The organism is Pseudomonas sp. RA_35y_Pfl2_P32, from assembly GCF_963970735.1.
Taxonomy (GTDB): domain Bacteria; phylum Pseudomonadota; class Gammaproteobacteria; order Pseudomonadales; family Pseudomonadaceae; genus Aquipseudomonas.
The window spans coordinates 1-18249 of the sequence record NZ_CAXAQF010000019.1 but is presented as its reverse complement, the minus strand read 5'-3'; the positions used below and the strand labels follow the sequence as shown (position 1 = coordinate 18249).

The 18249-nt window shown below is 62.1% G+C and carries 17 protein-coding genes; 12 read left to right on the top strand and 5 right to left on the bottom strand.

Annotated features, from left to right (window positions below; genetic code table 11):
• Positions 1-160 precede the first annotated feature (160 nt).
• Together AACY45_RS19380 and AACY45_RS19375 are read left to right on the top strand one after the other, a co-directional pair.
• The gene (locus AACY45_RS19380) at positions 161-1024 is read left to right on the top strand and encodes an aminoacyl--tRNA ligase-related protein (RefSeq protein ID WP_339546945.1); all 864 of its coding nucleotides are present in this window, start codon (positions 161-163) and stop codon (positions 1022-1024) included.
• A complete protein-coding gene (locus tag AACY45_RS19375; RefSeq protein WP_339546944.1) occupies positions 1008-1658 on the top strand; it encodes a His/Gly/Thr/Pro-type tRNA ligase C-terminal domain-containing protein in 651 nt (216 codons plus the stop codon). The genes AACY45_RS19380 and AACY45_RS19375 overlap by 17 nt, the downstream gene beginning before the upstream one ends.
• Positions 1659-1738: 80 nt before the next feature.
• Here the strand turns inward: AACY45_RS19375 and AACY45_RS19370 are convergent, their stop codons facing one another.
• Entirely contained in the window at positions 1739-2539 is an 801-nt protein-coding gene (locus AACY45_RS19370; protein WP_339546943.1) for a sulfite exporter TauE/SafE family protein, read from the bottom strand.
• A 161-nt stretch (positions 2540-2700) separates the two neighbouring features.
• Here AACY45_RS19370 and AACY45_RS19365 point away from each other — a divergent pair, with 161 nt between their 5' ends.
• Positions 2701-3564 (top strand): MBL fold metallo-hydrolase, encoded by an 864-nt coding sequence (locus AACY45_RS19365; protein ID WP_339546942.1) that lies wholly within the window; start codon positions 2701-2703, stop codon positions 3562-3564.
• Between the two features lie 55 nt (positions 3565-3619).
• Here AACY45_RS19365 and bkdR read toward each other — a convergent pair whose 3' ends face one another.
• Positions 3620-4108 carry a Bkd operon transcriptional regulator BkdR gene (gene bkdR / locus AACY45_RS19360; RefSeq protein WP_095168741.1) on the bottom strand — a complete coding sequence of 163 codons (489 nt, stop codon included), beginning with the start codon at positions 4106-4108 and terminating at the stop codon, positions 3620-3622.
• A 186-nt stretch (positions 4109-4294) separates the two neighbouring features.
• On the opposite strand from bkdR, the gene AACY45_RS19355 reads away from it, so the two are divergent.
• From AACY45_RS19355 to AACY45_RS19335, 5 genes are all read left to right on the top strand, one after another.
• Positions 4295-5530, top strand: coding sequence for a 3-methyl-2-oxobutanoate dehydrogenase (2-methylpropanoyl-transferring) subunit alpha (locus AACY45_RS19355; protein ID WP_339546941.1), 1236 nt, complete (start codon positions 4295-4297; stop codon positions 5528-5530).
• Position 5531: 1 nt separating this feature from the next.
• Entirely contained in the window at positions 5532-6590 is a 1059-nt protein-coding gene (locus AACY45_RS19350; RefSeq protein ID WP_339546940.1) for an alpha-ketoacid dehydrogenase subunit beta, read from the top strand.
• The gene (locus AACY45_RS19345) at positions 6591-7874 is read left to right on the top strand and encodes a dihydrolipoamide acetyltransferase family protein (RefSeq protein ID WP_339546939.1); all 1284 of its coding nucleotides are present in this window, start codon (positions 6591-6593) and stop codon (positions 7872-7874) included. It abuts the gene before it with no gap.
• A gap of 3 nt (positions 7875-7877) precedes the next feature.
• On the top strand, positions 7878-9260 hold the full coding sequence (gene lpdA, locus AACY45_RS19340) for a dihydrolipoyl dehydrogenase (protein ID WP_339546938.1): 1383 nt from the start codon (positions 7878-7880) through the stop codon (positions 9258-9260).
• 247 nt (positions 9261-9507) lie between these two features.
• Positions 9508-10527, top strand: coding sequence for a branched-chain amino acid aminotransferase (locus AACY45_RS19335; protein WP_339546937.1), 1020 nt, complete (start codon positions 9508-9510; stop codon positions 10525-10527).
• Positions 10528-10563: 36 nt separating this feature from the next.
• Here the strand turns inward: AACY45_RS19335 and AACY45_RS19330 are convergent, their stop codons facing one another.
• Complete coding sequence (locus tag AACY45_RS19330; RefSeq protein WP_339546936.1) at positions 10564-11478, bottom strand: LysR substrate-binding domain-containing protein; 915 nt, start codon at positions 11476-11478, stop codon at positions 10564-10566.
• A gap of 105 nt (positions 11479-11583) precedes the next feature.
• Between AACY45_RS19330 and AACY45_RS19325 the strand changes: the two genes are divergently transcribed.
• On the top strand, positions 11584-12192 hold the full coding sequence (locus AACY45_RS19325) for a LysE family translocator (RefSeq protein ID WP_339546935.1): 609 nt from the start codon (positions 11584-11586) through the stop codon (positions 12190-12192).
• On the opposite strand, the gene AACY45_RS19320 is transcribed toward AACY45_RS19325, so the two are convergent.
• On the bottom strand, positions 12189-12953 hold the full coding sequence (locus tag AACY45_RS19320) for an ArsR/SmtB family transcription factor (RefSeq protein WP_339546934.1): 765 nt from the start codon (positions 12951-12953) through the stop codon (positions 12189-12191). The two genes, AACY45_RS19325 and AACY45_RS19320, sit on opposite strands and share 4 nt — an antisense overlap.
• Positions 12954-13033: 80 nt before the next feature.
• On the opposite strand from AACY45_RS19320, the gene AACY45_RS19315 reads away from it, so the two are divergent.
• Complete coding sequence (locus tag AACY45_RS19315) at positions 13034-14146, top strand: cytochrome P450 (protein WP_339546933.1); 1113 nt, start codon at positions 13034-13036, stop codon at positions 14144-14146.
• Positions 14147-14153: 7 nt separating this feature from the next.
• On the opposite strand, the gene AACY45_RS19310 is transcribed toward AACY45_RS19315, so the two are convergent.
• Entirely contained in the window at positions 14154-14492 is a 339-nt protein-coding gene (locus AACY45_RS19310; protein WP_339546932.1) for an FKBP-type peptidyl-prolyl cis-trans isomerase, read from the bottom strand.
• Positions 14493-14920: 428 nt separating this feature from the next.
• On the opposite strand from AACY45_RS19310, the gene AACY45_RS19305 reads away from it, so the two are divergent.
• Together AACY45_RS19305 and AACY45_RS19300 are read left to right on the top strand one after the other, a co-directional pair.
• Complete coding sequence (locus AACY45_RS19305; RefSeq protein WP_339546931.1) at positions 14921-16732, top strand: monovalent cation:proton antiporter-2 (CPA2) family protein; 1812 nt, start codon at positions 14921-14923, stop codon at positions 16730-16732.
• A 96-nt stretch (positions 16733-16828) separates the two neighbouring features.
• On the top strand, positions 16829-17932 hold the full coding sequence (locus AACY45_RS19300) for a DNA alkylation repair protein (protein WP_339546930.1): 1104 nt from the start codon (positions 16829-16831) through the stop codon (positions 17930-17932).
• Positions 17933-18249: the final 317 nt, after the last annotated feature.

The window sequence follows — 18249 nt, the reverse complement described above, 5'->3', positions numbered from 1 at the left end:
AGAAAATGAAAAACCTAAAAACAGATCCCTCTGAAGGAATTTTCTGAAAAATCAAACAAAAAATATGAGTACTTGAAATTTCAAACCTCAAAAAATATACATACATCTACAAAACACCAATCTCAATAATTACAGGCTGTCTTTTCAAAACAGAGGCATTATGAAAAACGCGATATCACCTACAAGAAGTGAAAATTTTTCCGAATGGTATCAACAAGTCATCAGTCAGTCTGAACTGGCTGAAAACTCTCCCGTTAGAGGTTGTATGGTCATCCGCCCTTGGGGCTATGGCATATGGGAGCAGATTCAACGAGAGCTTGATCAAAAGTTCAAAGACACAGGCCATGTGAATGCCTATTTCCCACTTTTGATCCCATTATCCTTTCTTCAAAGAGAAGCAGAACATGTCGATGGTTTTGCTAAGGAGTGCGCGGTCGTAACCCATCACCGCCTAGAACAGACAGCAGATGGAAAACTCACTCCCGCAGGTGAACTGGAAGAGCCTTTGATCATCAGACCTACCAGCGAAACGGTGATCGGTGCCTCCTTCTCACGATGGGTGCAAAGTTATCGGGATTTGCCACTACTCATCAACCAGTGGGCCAACGTCCTGCGCTGGGAAATGCGTCCAAGGATCTTCCTGCGCACCTCAGAGTTCCTGTGGCAGGAAGGCCACACCGTTCACAGCTCCAGTGAAGAGGCCTTAGACGAGACGCTGAAGATGCTGGATATCTATGAACGGTTTACTGTCGAGCACTTGGCCATACCAGTAATCAAGGGCGAAAAGTGCTCATGGGAACGCTTCCCAGGCGCCGTCAGCACCTACACCATCGAGGCAATGATGCAGGACGGCAAGGCCCTACAGGCGGGAACTTCACACTTTCTGGGACAGAACTTCGCCCAAGCTTCAGACATCCGCTTCGTGAACAAGGAAGGGGTAAAAGAGGTGGCCTGGACCACTTCATGGGGCGTTTCCACGCGTTTGATTGGTGCCATGATCATGGCCCATGGCCCATGGCGATGACGATGGCTTGGTGATCCCACCGCTGGTTGCACCGACGCAGATCATCATTGTTCCGATCGTACGCAGTGAACAGGATGCCGAAGCCATCCATGCTTACTGCGACAAGTTGCAAAAGCAGATCTCCCGAAAAAAACTGAAAGGACAAAATCTGCGTGTAAACATTGATAAGCGGGACATGAATGGCGGCGAAAAAAAATGGTATCACATCAAGCGCGGCGTGCCTGCTCGGGTCGAAGTCGGAATAAAGGAACTGGAACAGAACATGGTTTCTTATTCTCGCAGAGACAGCAGCAAGAACACGTTAAACGTTGAGATGATTAGCTTTGTTAAAGACTTGCCAAAAATCCTGCAAACTATTCACGCAGGCATGCTTGAAAATGCCAGAAAAAAGCTGTCGAACAATACCGAAACAGTTACTACACTTGACAACTTCAAACAAGCTCTCAAACGAAAGGACAAACTCAACACATTTGTTCTCGCCCCCTTCATCGATGACGAGAAAATTGAGAAAGCCATCAGCGAACTGGGGGTAAAAGTTCGATGCATTCCACTCGCTCAACCCAAGGTTGCAGCCACCTGCTTATTTACAGGTCAGCCCACCAACTCCTGGGCACTGTATGCGAAGTCATATTGATCCTTGATCACCAACAGCCCCGTTTGCCAGGGGCTTTTTTGTTACCGGCTGAATTAACTTTCCCCCTTCTACTCTCGGGCTTATGCCCGGAACAACATACAACCCGCCACTACCAAGCAAACACTGGCGAATCCCAGTTGCAACACTCGGGCCGGCATGTGGGAAGCTATCTTCCGGCCGATCAGCATCCCAACAATGCTCGCGAAGATGAACACTGCGCCGGTGGCGTTGATGAACACTCCGGCGTGGAAGGCACCGATAACGCCAATCAGCGAAATCAGGCTGATGACCATCAACGACGTGGCGACGATGCCGCGCATCTGCACGTCGGTCAGTTGCTTGAACGCCGGGACAATCAGGAACCCACCGCCCACCCCCAGCAACCCCGACACCACTCCGGTCACTGCGCCGAGCGCGGCCAGGGTCGCGGTGCACTTGGCGGTCCAGGAAAAGCGCCCGGTCTGCTGATCGAGCATGCAGTTCTTCTGCCCCCAGTTGGCGTGGCCGTGATCGCTCGGACCGGCATCCTGGCGTTCACGGCGCAGCATGCGCACGGCCACCATGACCATCAGCAGGCTGAACAACAGCATGAGGATTTTTTCCGGTAACTGATGGGCGAAATAAATGCCCAGGGGGGAAAACACCGCCCCCAACAATGCAATCAACAACGCCGCGCGGTAGCGCACCAGGCCGTGGTGCAAGCCATCGATGGCCCCCACCGCCGCCGCGCTGCCCACTGCAAACAGGGCCACCGGGGCCGCCTGGGTCATGCTCCAGCCCAGACCGAGCACCAGCGCCGGGACCGCCAGAATGCCACCCCCTGCCCCCGTCAAGCCCAGCACCAGCCCCATCACCACGCCAAACACACTCGCCAGCAACATAAAACACTCATGGTCCGCGAAAAAAGCCGGGAACGCCCGGTATCGATGCCTGACAGGATAGAGCGCGCGCGGCTTTTTTCCTGCATTGAATTGTCCGGGGGCTGGTCAAGCCAGGGACGATGCCACTACCCTCAAGGCTTGTCCCGCCAGAAACGGCCACCATGCCCGCCTTGATAGAAGCCTTCCTCGACCCCACCTCGTCGACCTACAGCTACGTGATCTACGAAGGCCGTGGCGGCGCTTGTGCGATCGTCGACCCGGTGCTCGACTACGATCCCGCGTCCGGCCACACCTCCACGGTCCAGGCCCAGCGCATCATCCGCTTCGTGCGCGACCAGCGATTGCAGGTGCAATGGCTGCTGGAAACCCACGCCCACGCCGATCACCTGTCCGCCGCCCCCTACCTGCGCCGCGAACTGGGCGGCAAGATCGCCATCGGCCAGGCCATCGACCAAGTACAGGCGGTGTTCAAGGACCTGTTCAACCTGGAACCGGGATTTGCGGTCGACGGTTCGCAGTTCGATCATCTGTTCGCGCCAGACGAAGTTTTTACCATCGGCAACCTGACAGCCAAAGCCCTGCATGTGCCCGGGCACACCCCGGCAGACATGGCGTACCTGATCGACGATCAACTGATCCTGGTGGGCGATACCCTGTTCCTGCCAGACGTCGGCACGGCCCGCTGCGACTTCCCCGGCGGCAACGCCGCGCAAATGTTCGCCTCGATCCAGCGTCTGCTGGCCTACCCCGCCACCACCCGCCTCTACGTCTGCCACGACTACCCACCGCCCGACCGCACGCCACACTGCCAGAGCACCGTCGGCGAGCAACGCGCGCACAACCTGCATGTGCACGATGGCATCGACGCAGCCACGTTCATCGCCATGCGCACCGAACGTGATGCCGGACTGGGCATGCCGACCCTGTTGTTGCCGGCGATCCAGGTCAACGTGCGAGCAGGCCACCTGCCGCCGCCGGAAGACAATGGCGTGGTGTACCTGAAAATCCCGATCAACCAACTCTGAAGCGGTGGATGAGCAATAGCCCGTGGGATCACCCAGGGAGCAGATCCGCGACGCGTCAACCCCCCAACGTCAACCCATTCGCCGGTAAAGGCAACGCCGTTTTGTACCGCACCTGCTTGAGGGCAAAACTGGAACGGATGTTGGCCACCCCCGGCACCTTGGTCAGAAAATCCATCATGAAGCGCTCCAGCGACTGAATGGTCGGCACCAGCACCCGGATCAGATAGTCCGGATCCCCGGCCATCAAATAGCACTCCATCACCTCCGGACGATCGGCAATCGCCTCTTCGAAGTGCTGCAGCGCCTCCTCCACTTGCTTCTCCAGGCTGACGTGAATGAACACATTGACGTGCAGCCCCAGCAAGTCGGCATCCAGCAGCGTCACCTGCTCACGAATCAGCCCCAGTTCCTCCATGGCCTTGACCCGATTGAAACAGGGCGTGGGCGACAGGTTTACCGAGCGGGCAAGGTCGGCATTGGTGATGCGCGCGTTCTCCTGAAGGCTATTGAGAATGCCGATATCGGTACGGTCCAGTTTGCGCATGAGACAAAAACACCTGTTTTTTATGTTTATGCAGTTTTTTTATCCTCAAATGATCTCAAGCGCAACGAAACAGAGATAAATATTCTTCTGCGCCGGGCCTATGATTGTTGTAGGACAAGATTCCTTCGACCCGAAGGATGAACGTCAGCTCACTACAAGAAATTCACAAGATCGAGCGTAGAAGCCATGAAAGAAGCGTATGAACCGCTGCGCCTGCACGTGCCTGAACCATCGGGCCGTCCTGGATGCAAAACCGACTTCTCCTACCTGCATCTGACCGATGCGGGCACTGTGCGCAAACCCCCAATCGACGTAGAACCGGCCGACACCGCCGACCTGGCCCGTGGCCTGATTCGCGTGCTCGACGACCAGGGCAATGCCCTGGGACCGTGGGCTGAAGGCGTGCCGGTGGAGATCCTGCGCAAAGGCATGCGTGCCATGCTCAAGACGCGGATCTATGACAACCGTATGGTGGTCGCCCAGCGCCAGAAAAAAATGTCGTTCTACATGCAAAGCCTTGGCGAAGAAGCCATCGGCAGCGCCCAGGCCCTGGCCCTGAACATCGACGACATGTGCTTCCCCACCTACCGTCAGCAAAGCATCCTGATGGCCCGTGAAGTGCCCCTGGTGGACCTGATCTGCCAACTGCTGTCCAACGAGCGCGATCCGCTCAAGGGCCGGCAACTGCCGATCATGTATTCGGTCAAGGACGCGGGTTTCTTCACCATCTCCGGCAACCTGGCGACCCAGTTCATCCAGGGCGTGGGCTGGGGCATGGCCTCGGCGATCAAGGGCGACACCAAAATCGCCTCGGCCTGGATCGGTGACGGCGCTACCGCCGAATCGGACTTCCACACCGCCCTGACCTTCGCCCACGTGTATCGCGCGCCGGTGATCCTCAACGTGGTCAACAACCAGTGGGCGATTTCCACCTTCCAGGCCATTGCCGGCGGTGAAGCCACCACCTTCGCCGGGCGTGGCGTGGGCTGCGGCATCGCCTCGCTGCGGGTCGACGGCAACGACTTCATCGCGGTCTACGCCGCGTCCGCCTGGGCTGCCGAGCGTGCGCGCCGCAACCTGGGCCCGACCATGATCGAATGGGTCACCTACCGCGCCGGTCCGCACTCGACTTCCGATGATCCGTCCAAGTACCGCCCTGCCGATGATTGGAGCCACTTCCCGTTGGGTGACCCGATCGCCCGCCTCAAGCAGCACATGGTGAAACATGGCCACTGGTCCGACGAGGAACACACGGCCCTGAGCGCCGAACTGGAAGCCGAAGTGATAGCCGCGCAAAAAGAAGCCGAGCAGTACGGCACCCTGGCCGGTGGCCAGATCCCGAGCGCCGCGACCATGTTCGAGGACGTCTACAAAGAGATGCCGGAGCACTTGAAGCGCCAGCGCCAGGAGTTGGGGATCTGACATGAACGATCACAACAATCACATCGAGTTGGAAACCGCCATGACCACGACCACCATGACCATGATCCAGGCCCTGCGCTCGGCCATGGACGTGATGCTGGAGCGCGACGACAACGTAGTGGTGTTCGGTCAGGACGTCGGCTACTTCGGTGGCGTGTTCCGTTGCACCGAAGGCCTGCAGAACAAGTACGGCACCTCGCGGGTGTTCGATGCGCCGATCTCGGAAAGCGGGATCGTCGGCGTCGCCGTCGGCATGGGCGCCTACGGCCTGCGTCCGGTGGCTGAGATCCAGTTCGCCGACTATGTCTACCCGGCGTCCGACCAGATCATTTCCGAAGCGGCCCGCCTGCGTTATCGCTCGGCCGGCGAGTTCACCGCCCCGATGACCCTGCGCATGCCGTGCGGCGGTGGCATCTACGGTGGCCAGACCCACAGCCAGAGCATCGAAGCGATGTTCACCCAGGTCTGCGGCCTGCGCACCGTGATGCCGTCCAACCCCTACGACGCCAAGGGCCTGCTGATCGCCTCCATCGAAAACGATGACCCGGTGATCTTCCTCGAGCCGAAACGCCTGTACAACGGCCCGTTCGACGGCCACCACGACCGCCCGGTTACCCCGTGGTCGAAACACCCGGCCGCGCAAGTACCGGACGGCTACTACACGGTGCCGCTGGACGTCGCAGCGATCACCCGTCCGGGCAAGGATGTGACCATCCTCACCTACGGCACCACCGTCTATGTCTCCCAGGTGGCCGCTGAAGAAAGTGGCATCGATGCCGAAGTCATCGACCTGCGCAGCCTGTGGCCGCTGGACCTGGAAACCATCGTCAACTCGGTGAAGAAGACCGGCCGTTGCGTGGTCGTCCACGAAGCCACCCGCACCTGCGGGTTTGGCGCCGAGCTGGTGTCGCTGGTACAGGAACACTGCTTCCACTACCTGGAAGCGCCGATCGAACGTGTAACCGGTTGGGACACCCCCTACCCGCACGCGCAAGAGTGGGCGTATTTCCCAGGGCCGTCCCGTGTGGGCGCGGCGTTGAAACGGGTCATGGAGGTCTGAATGGGCACGCACGTTATTAAAATGCCGGACATTGGCGAAGGCATTGCAGAAGTGGAACTGTCGGTATGGCACGTCAAGGTGGGCGACCTGGTGGTCGAAGACCAGGTCCTGGCCGATGTGATGACCGACAAGGCGATGGTCGATATTCCTTCGCCGGTGCACGGCAAGGTCATTTCCCTGGGCGGTGTGCCTGGTGAAGTGATGGCCGTGGGCAGCATCCTGATCAGCATCGAAGTCGAAGGCGCGGGTAACTACAAGGAATCCCCACAGCCGGCTGTCGTGGCCGAGGTCAAGGCCGAGCCCGCCAAAGCGGCGCCGGCAGCCGCCCCCAAGGTCGAGGCCGTAGCCCCCAGCAAACCTGCGGCAGCCTGCCGTCCGGCGCCCCAGGCGCCGGTGGCACGCACCGCCAACGAACGCCCGCTGGCCTCGCCGGCCGTGCGCAAGCATGCCCTGGACGCCGGTATCCAGTTGCGTCTGGTCCAGGGCACCGGCCCTGCCGGGCGTATTCTCCACGAAGACCTGGAGGCCTACCTGGCACAGGGGCCTGGAGCATCCAGCGCGGCCGGCACTGCCTACCGCGAACGGCATGACGAAGAGCAGATCCCGGTCATCGGCATGCGCCGCAAGATCGCCCAGCGCATGCAGGACGCGACCCAGCGCGCAGCGCACTTCAGTTACGTCGAAGAAATCGACGTCACCGCCGTGGAAGAGCTGCGGGCGCACCTCAACGAAAAACACGGCGCGAGCCGCGGCAAGCTGACCTTGCTGCCGTTCCTGGTGCGTGCCCTGGTGGTTGCCCTGCGCGACTTCCCGCAGATCAACGCCCACTACGATGACGAAGCCCAAGTGATCACCCGCCTTGGCGCCGTGCATGTGGGCATCGCCACCCAGGCTGACATTGGCCTGATGGTGCCCGTGGTGCGCCACGCCGAAGCCCGTAGCCTGTGGGACAGCGCCGGGGAAATCGCCCGCCTGGCCACGGCCGCGCGCAATGGCAAGGCCAGCCGCGACGAACTGTCCGGTTCCAGCATCACCCTGACCAGCCTCGGCGCCCTGGGTGGAATTGTCAGCACCCCGGTGCTGAACCTGCCGGAAGTGGCGATCATCGGGGTCAACAAGATCGTCGAGCGGCCCATGGTGATCAAGGGCCAGATCGTGATCCGCAAAATGATGAACCTCTCCAGCTCCTTCGATCACCGGGTGGTCGATGGCATGGACGCAGCACAATTCATCCAGGCCCTGCGTGGTTTGCTCGAACAACCCGCTACGCTGTTTGTGGAGTAAGACATGCAGACTCTGAACACCACGCTGCTGATCATTGGCGGCGGCCCTGGCGGTTATGTCGCGGCCATTCGTGCCGGGCAACTGGGCATCAACACCATCCTGGTCGAAGGCCAGGCACTGGGCGGCACCTGCCTGAACATCGGCTGCATTCCGTCCAAGGCACTGATTCATGTGGCGGAACAGTTTCACCAGACCCGCCAGCACCACCAGCACTCGGCCCTGGGGATCACCGTCGCGGCGCCGAGCCTGGAGATCGGCAAAAGCGTCGAGTGGAAAGACGGCATCGTCGATCGCCTGACCACCGGCGTCGCGGCCCTGCTGAAAAAGCACAAAGTCCAGGTCATCCATGGCTGGGCCAAGGTGGTCGACGGCAAGACCGTGGACGTCGGTGACACCCGCATCCAGTGCGAGCACCTGCTGCTGGCCACCGGTTCGAACAGTGTCAACCTGCCGATGCTGCCCATTGGTGGGCCGATCATCTCCTCCACCGAAGCCCTGGCCCCCAAAAGCCTGCCAAAACACCTGGTGGTGGTCGGCGGCGGTTACATTGGCCTGGAGCTGGGCATTGCCTACCGCAAGCTCGGCGCCGACGTCAGCGTGGTCGAAGCCCAGGAGCGCATCCTGCCCGCCTACGACGCTGAACTGACCCAGCCGGTGCACGAAGAGCTGAAAAAACTCGGCATAAATCTTTACTTGAAACACAGCGTGCAAGGCTTTGATTCTGAAGCAAATACGCTACAGGTTTCCGAACCGGACGGCGGCACCCTGCGCCTGGCAACCGATCGGGTACTGGTGGCCGTCGGGCGCAAACCCAACACCCAGGGCTGGAACCTGGAGGCCCTGAACCTGCAGATGAACGGTGCGGCAATCAAGGTCGACAACCGCTGCGCCACCAGCATGCGCAACGTCTGGGCAATCGGCGACTTGAGTGGCGAGCCGATGCTGGCGCACCGAGCCATGGCCCAGGGCGAGATGGTCGCCGAGCTGATCAGCGGCAAAAACCGCGAGTTCAACCCCACCGCCATCGCCGCCGTGTGCTTTACCGACCCGGAATTGGTGGTGGTCGGCAAGACCCCGGACGAAGCCAAGGCCGCGGGCCTGGACTGCATCGTCGCCAGTTTCCCGTTCGCCGCCAACGGCCGGGCGATGACCCTGGAATCGAAAAGCGGCTTCGTGCGGGTCGTGGCACGCCGGGATAATCACCTGATCCTGGGCTGGCAAGCCGTCGGGGTCGGGGTCTCGGAATTGTCCGCCGCGTTCGGCCAGAGCCTGGAAATGGGCGCTCGCCTGGAAGACATCGCCGGCACCATCCACGCCCACCCGACACTGGGAGAGGCGGTGCAAGAGGCTGCATTGCGGGCCTTGGGGCATGCCTTACACCTGTAATGAGGGACCCATCGCGAGCAGGCTCGCTCCCACAGGAGGCGAGACTGCGACACAGGTCAAGGTCGACAACGATCAACTGTGGGAGCGAGCCTGCTCGCGATTTCCCAAGGACGACGGCATTTATATGCCAATCAGCCGATAGTCCAGGCTGCGAAACCGGCCCGGAATGAAGTATTGTTGTGCCCATCCAGAAAAAACGTCAGAAGCCTTGAACCGTTCAGGCGATTGCTAAGTGATAGAGGGTGTCATGGGTAACGAAAGCATCAATTGGGACAAGCTGGGTTTTGACTACATCAAGACAGACAAGCGCTATCTGTCGCACTGGCGTAACGGCGAGTGGGACGCAGGCACCCTGACCGAAGATAACGTGCTGCACATCAGTGAAGGCTCCACCGCCCTGCACTACGGCCAGCAATGCTTCGAAGGCATGAAGGCCTATCGCTGCAAGGACGGCTCGATCAACCTGTTCCGCCCGGACCAGAACGCCCTGCGCATGCAGCGCAGCTGCGCACGCCTGCTGATGCCGTTTGTCGAAACCGAACAGTTCATCGAGGCCTGCAAGGCCGTGGTCCGTGCCAACGAGCGCTTCATTCCGCCCTACGGCACCGGTGGCGCGTTGTACCTGCGTCCGTTCGTGATCGGCGTGGGTGACAACATCGGCGTGCGCACCGCCCCCGAGTTCATCTTCTCGATCTTCGCCATCCCGGTCGGCGCCTATTTCAAGGGCGGCCTGACCCCGCACAACTTCCTGATCTCCAGCTTCGACCGTGCTGCCCCACAAGGCACCGGCGCGGCCAAGGTCGGTGGCAACTACGCCGCCAGCCTGATGCCCGGCTCCCAGGCCAAGAAAGCACACTTCGCCGACTGCATCTACCTGGACCCAATGACCCACTCGAAAATCGAAGAAGTGGGCTCGGCCAACTTCTTTGGGATCACCCACGACAACAAGTTCGTCACGCCGAAGTCGCCTTCGGTGCTGCCGGGCATCACCCGTCTGTCGTTGATCGAGCTGGCTCAGTCGCGCCTGGGCCTGGAAGTGGTGGAAGGTGACGTGTTCATCGACAAGCTGGCGGACTTCAAGGAAGCCGGCGCCTGTGGCACTGCCGCGGTGATCACACCGATCGGTGGCATCAGCTACAACGACCACCTGCACGTGTTCCACAGCGAAACCGAAGTCGGCCCGATCACCCAGAAGCTCTACAAAGAGCTGACCGGTGTCCAGACCGGCGACATCGAAGCGCCAGAAGGCTGGATCGTCAAGGTCTGATCCCGCGTTCCAGGCACTGAACAGGCCCAGCCGGCGTTAGCGCGTCGGCTGGGCCTTTTTTGTGGTCGCCGAGGCGGCGGACTGGGTGCGCAGCCATGCCAGGAACACCTGCGTCTGCTGCGTCACCTGCGGGGCCAGCCCGTAGTAGTAACGCGGCAACGGTATGCGCAACGCGGGCAACGGACAGATCAATTCCCCACTCGCCAGATGGCTGCCCAGCAGCGAGGTCGGACACAACGCAACACCCTGCCCCTCAACGGCGGCCTCCAGCACCCGATGCACGTGCTCGAACTGCCGTGTCAATTGGTTGGCCGATGGGGTCAGGCCGAAGTGCATGGCCCAGTTATGCCAGTCTTCGCGCCGCGCCTTGGCGATCAACAACCGGTGCCCGCCAAGCGCGTCCAGGTCATCGAGGCCCAGGCGTTCGATCAACGCAGGCGCCGCCACCAGCACCAACTCGTCCTCAAACAACGCCTGCGCCTCAAGGGTCGGCGCCCAATCGTCACGTCCGCGGCGAATGACTATGTCGAAGCCATCCCGCGCCTGATCGGGCGCCTGGGTCTGGGTGACCACCTGCAGTTCGATCTGCGGGTACAGGGCGTTGAACTCAGCGAGCCTGGGGGTTAGCCAGAGCATGGCGAAGGACGGGCGCACGTTAACCTTCACCGCAGGCCGCGAGGCCTGTCGCTTGAGCTCAGCCGCGGCGCTGGCGATCTGTGCCAGGCCTGCGCTGACCTGTTCATAGAAGCGCTGCCCGGCCGGCGTCAGCACCGACTGGCGGATTCGGCGCTCGAACAGCAGCACACCCAGGTGCTCCTCAAGCAATTTGATATGCCGGCTGACGGCGCTGTGGCTGACATGGAGCTCCTCGGCCGCCAGGCTGAAGCTCTGGTGACGGGCAGCAACGGCGAAGGCACGAACAGCATTCAAGGGCGGGAGTTGAGTGATCATGGGTCTAATTTAGTCACATATGCGCGGCAATTAAAGCGTTTGTCACGTGCTCCGCGTCACGCCAACCTTTGCGCAACCAGCCGACACCTTCTGACGGAGCACGACATGCACACCTATGGACTGTTTTTACTGTTCGCCACCCTGACCATCCTGAGTCCCGGACCTGGTGTGCTGCTGACCCTGTCCAACGCGCTGCGGCACGGCTGGACCGGCGCACTGCCGGGTATTCTGGGCATCGCCTCGGGTGCCTTCGTCGTTGCTTCCATCAGCGCCACCAGTGTCGGCCTGATTCTCAGCACCTCGGCGCAGGCCTTCAGCGCGCTCAAATATGCGGGTGCCGCTTACCTGATGTACCTGGGGTACAAAAGCTGGCGTTCCGACCGTTTCAGCACGCGGCTGCACACCCCACCTTCGAGTCCCGGCTATCGCTACCTGGAAGCGGCCTCGATCCAGTTCCTCAACCCCAAGGCCGTGTTTTTCTTTCTCGCGGTGTTCCCGCAGTTCATCGACCCTGGGGCGCACTACTACAGCCAATTCTTCAAGCTGGTGGCGTCCTATGGCGTGGTGGTGATCCTCGTACACACCAGCTATGCCCTGCTGGCCAACGCCGCCAGAGGCTGGTTGTCGAGCCCGAAAGGCGCCTGGTTGACGGCCAAGATCTCGGGCGTGACCTTCGCCGGGTTCGGCGTGTTGATGGCTTCGGCCAGCCGCTAGAGCTCGGGACTGACGGGCGCTCGGCGTGGGCTTTGGCGGGTCTCACGCGACGCTGGCGGCAGTTGGGCCGGCAGCTCGACTCCGAACCGGCTGCCGAGTGCTTTGCGCCCAGTGGCGGTCAATGCCAATGCCCGGCTGTCCAGGTCCTGGGTCAGCCATTTGCGTTGCAGCGCCGTTGCCAGCAAAGCCGCGCCCAATGCTCCACCCAGGTGCGGGCGGCGCATGCTCCAGTCCAGGCACGGGCAGGCAAACCGCCGACGCAGTGCGCTCAGCTCACTGACCTCGATGCCCAACTGCTGGAACCCCACCTCGCCGCTCGCGCTCAACCGATACGACTGCGGCTCGGTCACCCGCAGCCAGCCGGTTTCGAGCATCCGATCGTGCAGCAACACCGCCAGGGTGCCGGCCATGTGGTCGTAGCAGGTGCGGGCAAATTGCAGGCGATCCGGGGTGCGCGGGGTGAAGGTCGGTGCGGCGTTCTGGCCGATCACCATCAGCGCCTCCAGGGCCTGGGCGACCTGCTGATCGGCAAGGCTGTAATAACGATGCCGGCCCTGCACGTGCAGTCGCACCAGCGCCAGTTCCTTGAGCCGCGCCAGGTGGGCACTGGCCGTCGACGTGCTGACTTCGGCAATGCTCGCCAGCTCCGTGCTGGTGCGGGCATGGCCGTCCATCAACGAACAGAGGATTTTGGTCCTAGCCGGCTCGGCGATCGCGGCCGCCACCTGCGAGACACCGACGTCGTGTTGGTCTGCACTCATATTTCGCTCCCGGACGAATCGTCGTCCTGCCGAACCCCGGATAGTAACAAGACTGACCACTACCCATAAGGCCGCGTCCCATGGACCCGATCATCGCCGCGACTCACGCCGATCCCTACCCCTACCCCTACTACGCAAGCCTGCGCGCCGCAGGCGGGTTTGCCTTCGACCAGGACCTGGGCCTGTGGGTGGCCAGCAGCGCCCGGGCGGTGGCGGCTGTGCTGGCCCATGCCGACTGCCGGGTGCGCCCGGCACACGAACCGGTGCCCGCTGCAATTGCCCAGGGCGAGGCCGGCCAGGTGTTCGCGCGCTTGATGCGCATGAACGAGGGCGAACCCCATCGCTGCCCGCGCTCGGCCATGGCGCCGGCGCTGGAGCGGGTTGACACCGGGCAGGTCAGCGAACGGGTGCGTGCCCGGCTGATCACGGCAAACGCTGAAGGCCTGCATCAGGCCATGTTCATGGGGCCGGTGTGGGTGGTCGCCGCACTGCTGGGCTTCGCGCCCGCCGAGGGCAGGACCCTGAGCCAGTTGACTGCGGATTTCGTCGCCTGCCTATCGCCCCTGAGCACTGCCGCGCAGTTGGTCGCGGCCCATCAGGCTGCCGAGCAATTGAAGGGCTACTTCCTTGAGCGGCTAAGCGCCAAGGCCCCGCAGAGTCCGCTGCTGGAAAGCCTGAGCCAGGGCCTGCCTGATCGCGAAGTCCTGCTGGCCAACCTGATCGGCCTGCTCTCCCAGACGTATGAGGCCAGTGCCGGGCTGATTGGCAATGCCGTACTGGCGCTGAATCGCGAGCCGGGGTTATGGCGCGAGGCTGGGCGCGTCGACGAGCTGGTGGCGGAGGTTCAGCGCTTTGACCCACCGGTGCAAAATACCCGGCGTTTTGTCAGCGCGCCCTGCGAGATCGAAGGTGTGCGTTTGACCCCCGGCGATACGGTGCTGCTGTTACTCGCCTCGGCCAACCGCGACCCGCTGCTCAACCCACACCCGGACCGTTTTGTGCTGGAGCGCCCGGCCCGGTGCAGCTTGAGTTTCGGTGCCGGTCGCCACCGCTGCCCCGGCCAGGCACTGGCCATGAGCATTGCCAGTGCCACATTGCGCGAGTTGCTGGCGCACCAGAAGCACTTCAGCCAACTGGCCTGGCACTACCGCCCCTCGCTGAACGGGCGGATCCCGCTGTTCAGCGAAAAATGAGTGCCGCTCAGTCGTCCCGCGTCAGCACTTCCAGCAGTTCGATCTCGAACACCAGGTTGGCGTTGGGCGGGATGCTGCCCATGGTGCGCTCGCCGTAGGCCAGGTGCGCAGGCACCCGCAGCTGGCGTTTGCCACCGACTTGCATACCGATGATGCCCTGGTCCCAGCCCTTGATCACGCGACCGGTGCCGATCACGCACTGGAACGGCTTGCCGCGGCTCCAGGAGGAATCGAACTCGGTGCCGTCTTCCAGGCAGCCGCGGTACTGGGTGGTGATCAACGCGCCTTTTACCGCGGCTTTGCCGCTGCCCACCTGCAGGTCGATGACCTGTAATTCGTCGTTCATTACTGCTCTCGTCTGTTCACTGGCCCGACTGGCCAAAGGGAGCAATCTTAACTCAGACAGCGCGCTGGATTCGCGGCATCACACCAGGCACTCCTCGGCGTAACACTCGGTTGTCAGACTGGTTAGCGACCGATCCAGCGATGCAGTCGACGTGACCCACCGCTACACTGCGCGTCGAAACAGACGGAGTCAGACCAAATGCCGATCAGTTAAGCCATTTGCGCCGTCTTTGTAGCAGCTGCCGAGCCCGCGAGGCTGCGTTCGAGGACGCAGTCCTCGCCGGGTTGGTGCGAATCCCTTGGCGTCTGCTTCGCAGCCGAACGCAGCCTCGCGGGCTCGGCAGCGGCTACAGGTTCGTGTTATCGCTTAACTGATCGGGATTAGGGTCAGACCCGTGTTTAGCCTTTTTTACTGTCCAGGAGTGACTCATGCCCCATGAAGGCAACCTGTTGCAAGCCGCTGTGGTGTTTCTGTTTGCGGCGGTGCTCACCGTGCCTTTGGCCAAACGCCTGCAACTGGGGGCCGTGTTGGGCTACCTGCTGGCTGGGGTCCTGATTGGCCCCGCCGTGCTGGGACTGATCGGCAACCCGCAAAGCGTGATGCATATTTCCGAGCTGGGCGTGGTCCTGCTGCTGTTCATCATCGGCCTGGAACTGTCACCACGGCGACTGTGGGTGATGCGCAAGGCGGTGTTTGGGGTCGGCCTGGCCCAGGTGCTGTTGACCGCCTCGGCGATCGGCGTGCTGGCGTTCTATATGTTCGGCCAGACACTCAACAGTGCCATTGTGCTCGGCCTGGGCCTGGCCCTGTCGTCCACCGCCTTTGGCCTGCAAAGCCTGGCCGAACGCAAGGAGCTGACCAGTCCCCACGGGCGCCTGGCGTTTGCCATCCTGCTGTTCCAGGACATCGCCGCGATCCCGCTGATCGCCATGGTGCCGCTGCTGGCCGGGGGCAATGCCACCACCACCCCCGCCGAAGACCTCAACCACGGGCTGCAGGTGCTGGGCAGTATCGCCGTGGTGGTCGTGGGTGGGCGTTACCTGTTGCGCCCGGTCTTTCGTATCGTCGCCAAGTCCGGCCTGCCGGAAGTGTCCACCGCCACCGCGTTGCTGGTGGTGATCGGCACCGCCTGGTTGATGGACGAAGTCGGGATATCGATGGCCCTCGGGGCGTTCCTCGCCGGCCTGCTGCTGGCGGACTCCGAATACCGCCACGAACTGGAAGCACAGATCGAACCGTTCAAGGGCCTGCTGCTGGGGCTGTTTTTCATGAGCGTGGGCATGGGCGCCAACATCAGCCTGTTGTTCAGCGCCCCGGCCGCCGTGCTGGGCCTGACGGTGCTGCTGATTTCACTGAAGTTGCCGCTGCTGTACCTGGTCGGACGCATGGCCGGGGGCCTCAACCGTGTGAGTGCGGTGCGCCTGGGCATCGTCCTGGCAGCCGGCGGCGAATTTGCCTTCGTGGTGTTCAAGATCGGTCGCGACCAAAGCTTGTTCGATGCCCGCCTGTATGACCTGCTGGTGCTGACCATTACCCTGTCCATGGCCGTCACCCCCCTGCTGTTGCTGCTGTGCGCGCGCCTGGCCAAACCCAAGGTCGAACCGGTGACCGTGCCGCCGCACCTGCGCGAGATCGATACCGACACCCCGCGCGTGGTGATCGCCGGCATGGGCCGCATGGGGCAGATCGTGGCGCGGATCCTGCGGGCGCAGAAAATCCGCTTTGTGGCCCTCGACACCTCGGTGGAAACCATCGAACTGTCTCGCAGTTTTGGCGGGGTGCCGGTGTTCTATGGCGACCCGATGCGCCCGGAGATCCTCAGCGCGGCCAAGGTCGAGCAGGCGGAGTTCTTCGTGATTGCCACCGACGACCCGGACACCAACATCAAGACTGCGGAACTGGTGCGCCGGCTCTACCCCCACATGAAGATCATCGCCCGCGCCCGTAACCGCCAGCACGTGCATCGCCTGGTCGACCTGGGCGCCGAGGCGGTGCGGGAAACCTTCCATTCCAGCCTGGAAATGAGCCGCATGACCCTGATCGGCCTGGGACTGAGCAAGGCTCAGGCCGCAGCGCGCATCGAAACCTTCAAGCAGCATGACGAACAGGTGCTCGAAGCCCAGCGCGCGATCTACGACGATGCCGTCAAAGTCTTGCAGACCGCCCAGGAGGCACGGGAGGAACTGGCCCGGTTGTTCGAGGCCGACCAATTGCAGGAAGAGTCCCCCAAGGTGGTCTAGGGACATGGCTTGCGGCCGAAACTCGGCGCACTGGCAACTTCGCGGGCAAGGCGGCGAAGCACGATAACGCGGTCCAACCTTTTCAAGGAGCTCTCAATGAGCAGCACCGAGCAATCCTCCCCGGCCCTGAAGGAAATCTTCAACGCCGAGCGCTTTGCCCACATCGCCAGTGAACTGCGCGCGGTGTACCCGGCGTTCGATCACCAGGCGTTCCTGGCCATGGCCTGCGACGGACTCGAGCCACTGTCGGTGATGCAGCGCATGGCCCACACCGCCGAGTGCGTGCACGCCGTGCTGGGCCTGGACTACGAGCAGTCGCTGGAGGTCCTGCGCCGGTTGGCACCACGCCTGAACAGTGGCTTCGTCAGCATGTTCCTGGCGCACTACGTTGCGCGCTACGGCAGCCACGCCTTTGAACTGTCGATGGACGCGCTGCAGCACTTCACCCGCTTCGGCTCCTCGGAGTTTGCGGTGCGGCACTTCCTGCAAAGCGACTTCGAACGCACCCTGGCCCTGATGCACGACTGGTCGCTGGACCCCAACGAACACGTGCGCCGGCTCGCCAGCGAAGGCAGCCGGCCACGTTTGCCCTGGTCGTTCCGCCTGGAGCAGGTCCAGGCCGACCCGCGCCTGGCCGCCAAGATCATCGACAACCTCAAGGCCGACAGCAGCCTGTACGTGCGCAAGTCAGTGGCCAACCACCTCAACGACGTCACCAAGGACCACCCGGACTGGGTGCTGGACACCCTCGAGGGCTGGTCGCTGGAGGATCCGCGCACGGCCTGGATCGCTCGCCATGCGCTGCGTAGCCTGATCAAGCAGGGCAATCAACGGGCACTGGCGTTGATCGGCGCCGGTGGCAAGCCTGAGGTCGAGATTCATCAACTGACCGTCGAACCCGCCGTGATCGCCTTGGGGCAACGCATCAGCCTGTCGTTCGAGCTGCAGTCCACCGCCGATGCCGAGCAGCGCCTGGTGGTGGATTACGCCATCGAATACGTCAAGGCCTCGGGGGCGACGTCGGCCAAAGTGTTCAAGCTCAAGGGTCTCACCCTGCCCGCCCGGAACCGGCAGACACTCAGCCGTGCCCAGCGCGTGCGCGACATGACCACCCGCAAACACTACCCCGGCACCCACGCGGTACACATCATGGTCAACGGCGAACGACTGGCAAGCACGGCCTTCGAAATCACCCCCTGAACCCATGCTTCCCTTGCGTGCGGACACCCAAAAAAAACAGGCCGGCCGGTAGGCCGCCTCGCCCGCCCTTACCACTCAGGCCGACCGGCAGGTCGCCGTGCTTTTGCTTTTGATCCACCCGCCCCATCGGCAGGCTGAGCGAAGGTGTCCATCAGGGGTAGGCGCGTAGCGCCGTGCGGCGAAGCCGCATACATCGAGAGGAGGTGCAGCGAAGCAAACCGGAGGCGATGCCCCCGGATGGGCACCGTAGCGAAGGTACCCCGAGCCCTAGCGAGGGGCCGTACGTCAGGGGCAAAGCGTTTTGCTTCCTTTTGGGC

What these genes read in the sequence shown, in the direction of transcription:
- AACY45_RS19380 (WP_339546945.1), top strand. Translation starts at nt 161, where the DNA reads ATGAAAAACGCGATATCACCTACAAGAAGTGAAAATTTTTCCGAATGG.
- AACY45_RS19375 (WP_339546944.1), top strand. Translation starts at nt 1,008, where the DNA reads ATGGCCCATGGCGATGACGATGGCTTGGTGATCCCACCGCTGGTTGCA.
- AACY45_RS19370 (WP_339546943.1), bottom strand. Translation starts at nt 2,539, where the DNA reads ATGTTGCTGGCGAGTGTGTTTGGCGTGGTGATGGGGCTGGTGCTGGGC.
- AACY45_RS19365 (WP_339546942.1), top strand. Translation starts at nt 2,701, where the DNA reads ATGCCCGCCTTGATAGAAGCCTTCCTCGACCCCACCTCGTCGACCTAC.
- bkdR (WP_095168741.1), bottom strand. Translation starts at nt 4,108, where the DNA reads ATGCGCAAACTGGACCGTACCGATATCGGCATTCTCAATAGCCTTCAG.
- AACY45_RS19355 (WP_339546941.1), top strand. Translation starts at nt 4,295, where the DNA reads ATGAAAGAAGCGTATGAACCGCTGCGCCTGCACGTGCCTGAACCATCG.
- AACY45_RS19350 (WP_339546940.1), top strand. Translation starts at nt 5,532, where the DNA reads ATGAACGATCACAACAATCACATCGAGTTGGAAACCGCCATGACCACG.
- AACY45_RS19345 (WP_339546939.1), top strand. Translation starts at nt 6,591, where the DNA reads ATGGGCACGCACGTTATTAAAATGCCGGACATTGGCGAAGGCATTGCA.
- lpdA (WP_339546938.1), top strand. Translation starts at nt 7,878, where the DNA reads ATGCAGACTCTGAACACCACGCTGCTGATCATTGGCGGCGGCCCTGGC.
- AACY45_RS19335 (WP_339546937.1), top strand. Translation starts at nt 9,508, where the DNA reads ATGGGTAACGAAAGCATCAATTGGGACAAGCTGGGTTTTGACTACATC.
- AACY45_RS19330 (WP_339546936.1), bottom strand. Translation starts at nt 11,478, where the DNA reads ATGATCACTCAACTCCCGCCCTTGAATGCTGTTCGTGCCTTCGCCGTT.
- AACY45_RS19325 (WP_339546935.1), top strand. Translation starts at nt 11,584, where the DNA reads ATGCACACCTATGGACTGTTTTTACTGTTCGCCACCCTGACCATCCTG.
- AACY45_RS19320 (WP_339546934.1), bottom strand. Translation starts at nt 12,953, where the DNA reads ATGAGTGCAGACCAACACGACGTCGGTGTCTCGCAGGTGGCGGCCGCG.
- AACY45_RS19315 (WP_339546933.1), top strand. Translation starts at nt 13,034, where the DNA reads ATGGACCCGATCATCGCCGCGACTCACGCCGATCCCTACCCCTACCCC.
- AACY45_RS19310 (WP_339546932.1), bottom strand. Translation starts at nt 14,492, where the DNA reads ATGAACGACGAATTACAGGTCATCGACCTGCAGGTGGGCAGCGGCAAA.
- AACY45_RS19305 (WP_339546931.1), top strand. Translation starts at nt 14,921, where the DNA reads ATGCCCCATGAAGGCAACCTGTTGCAAGCCGCTGTGGTGTTTCTGTTT.
- AACY45_RS19300 (WP_339546930.1), top strand. Translation starts at nt 16,829, where the DNA reads ATGAGCAGCACCGAGCAATCCTCCCCGGCCCTGAAGGAAATCTTCAAC.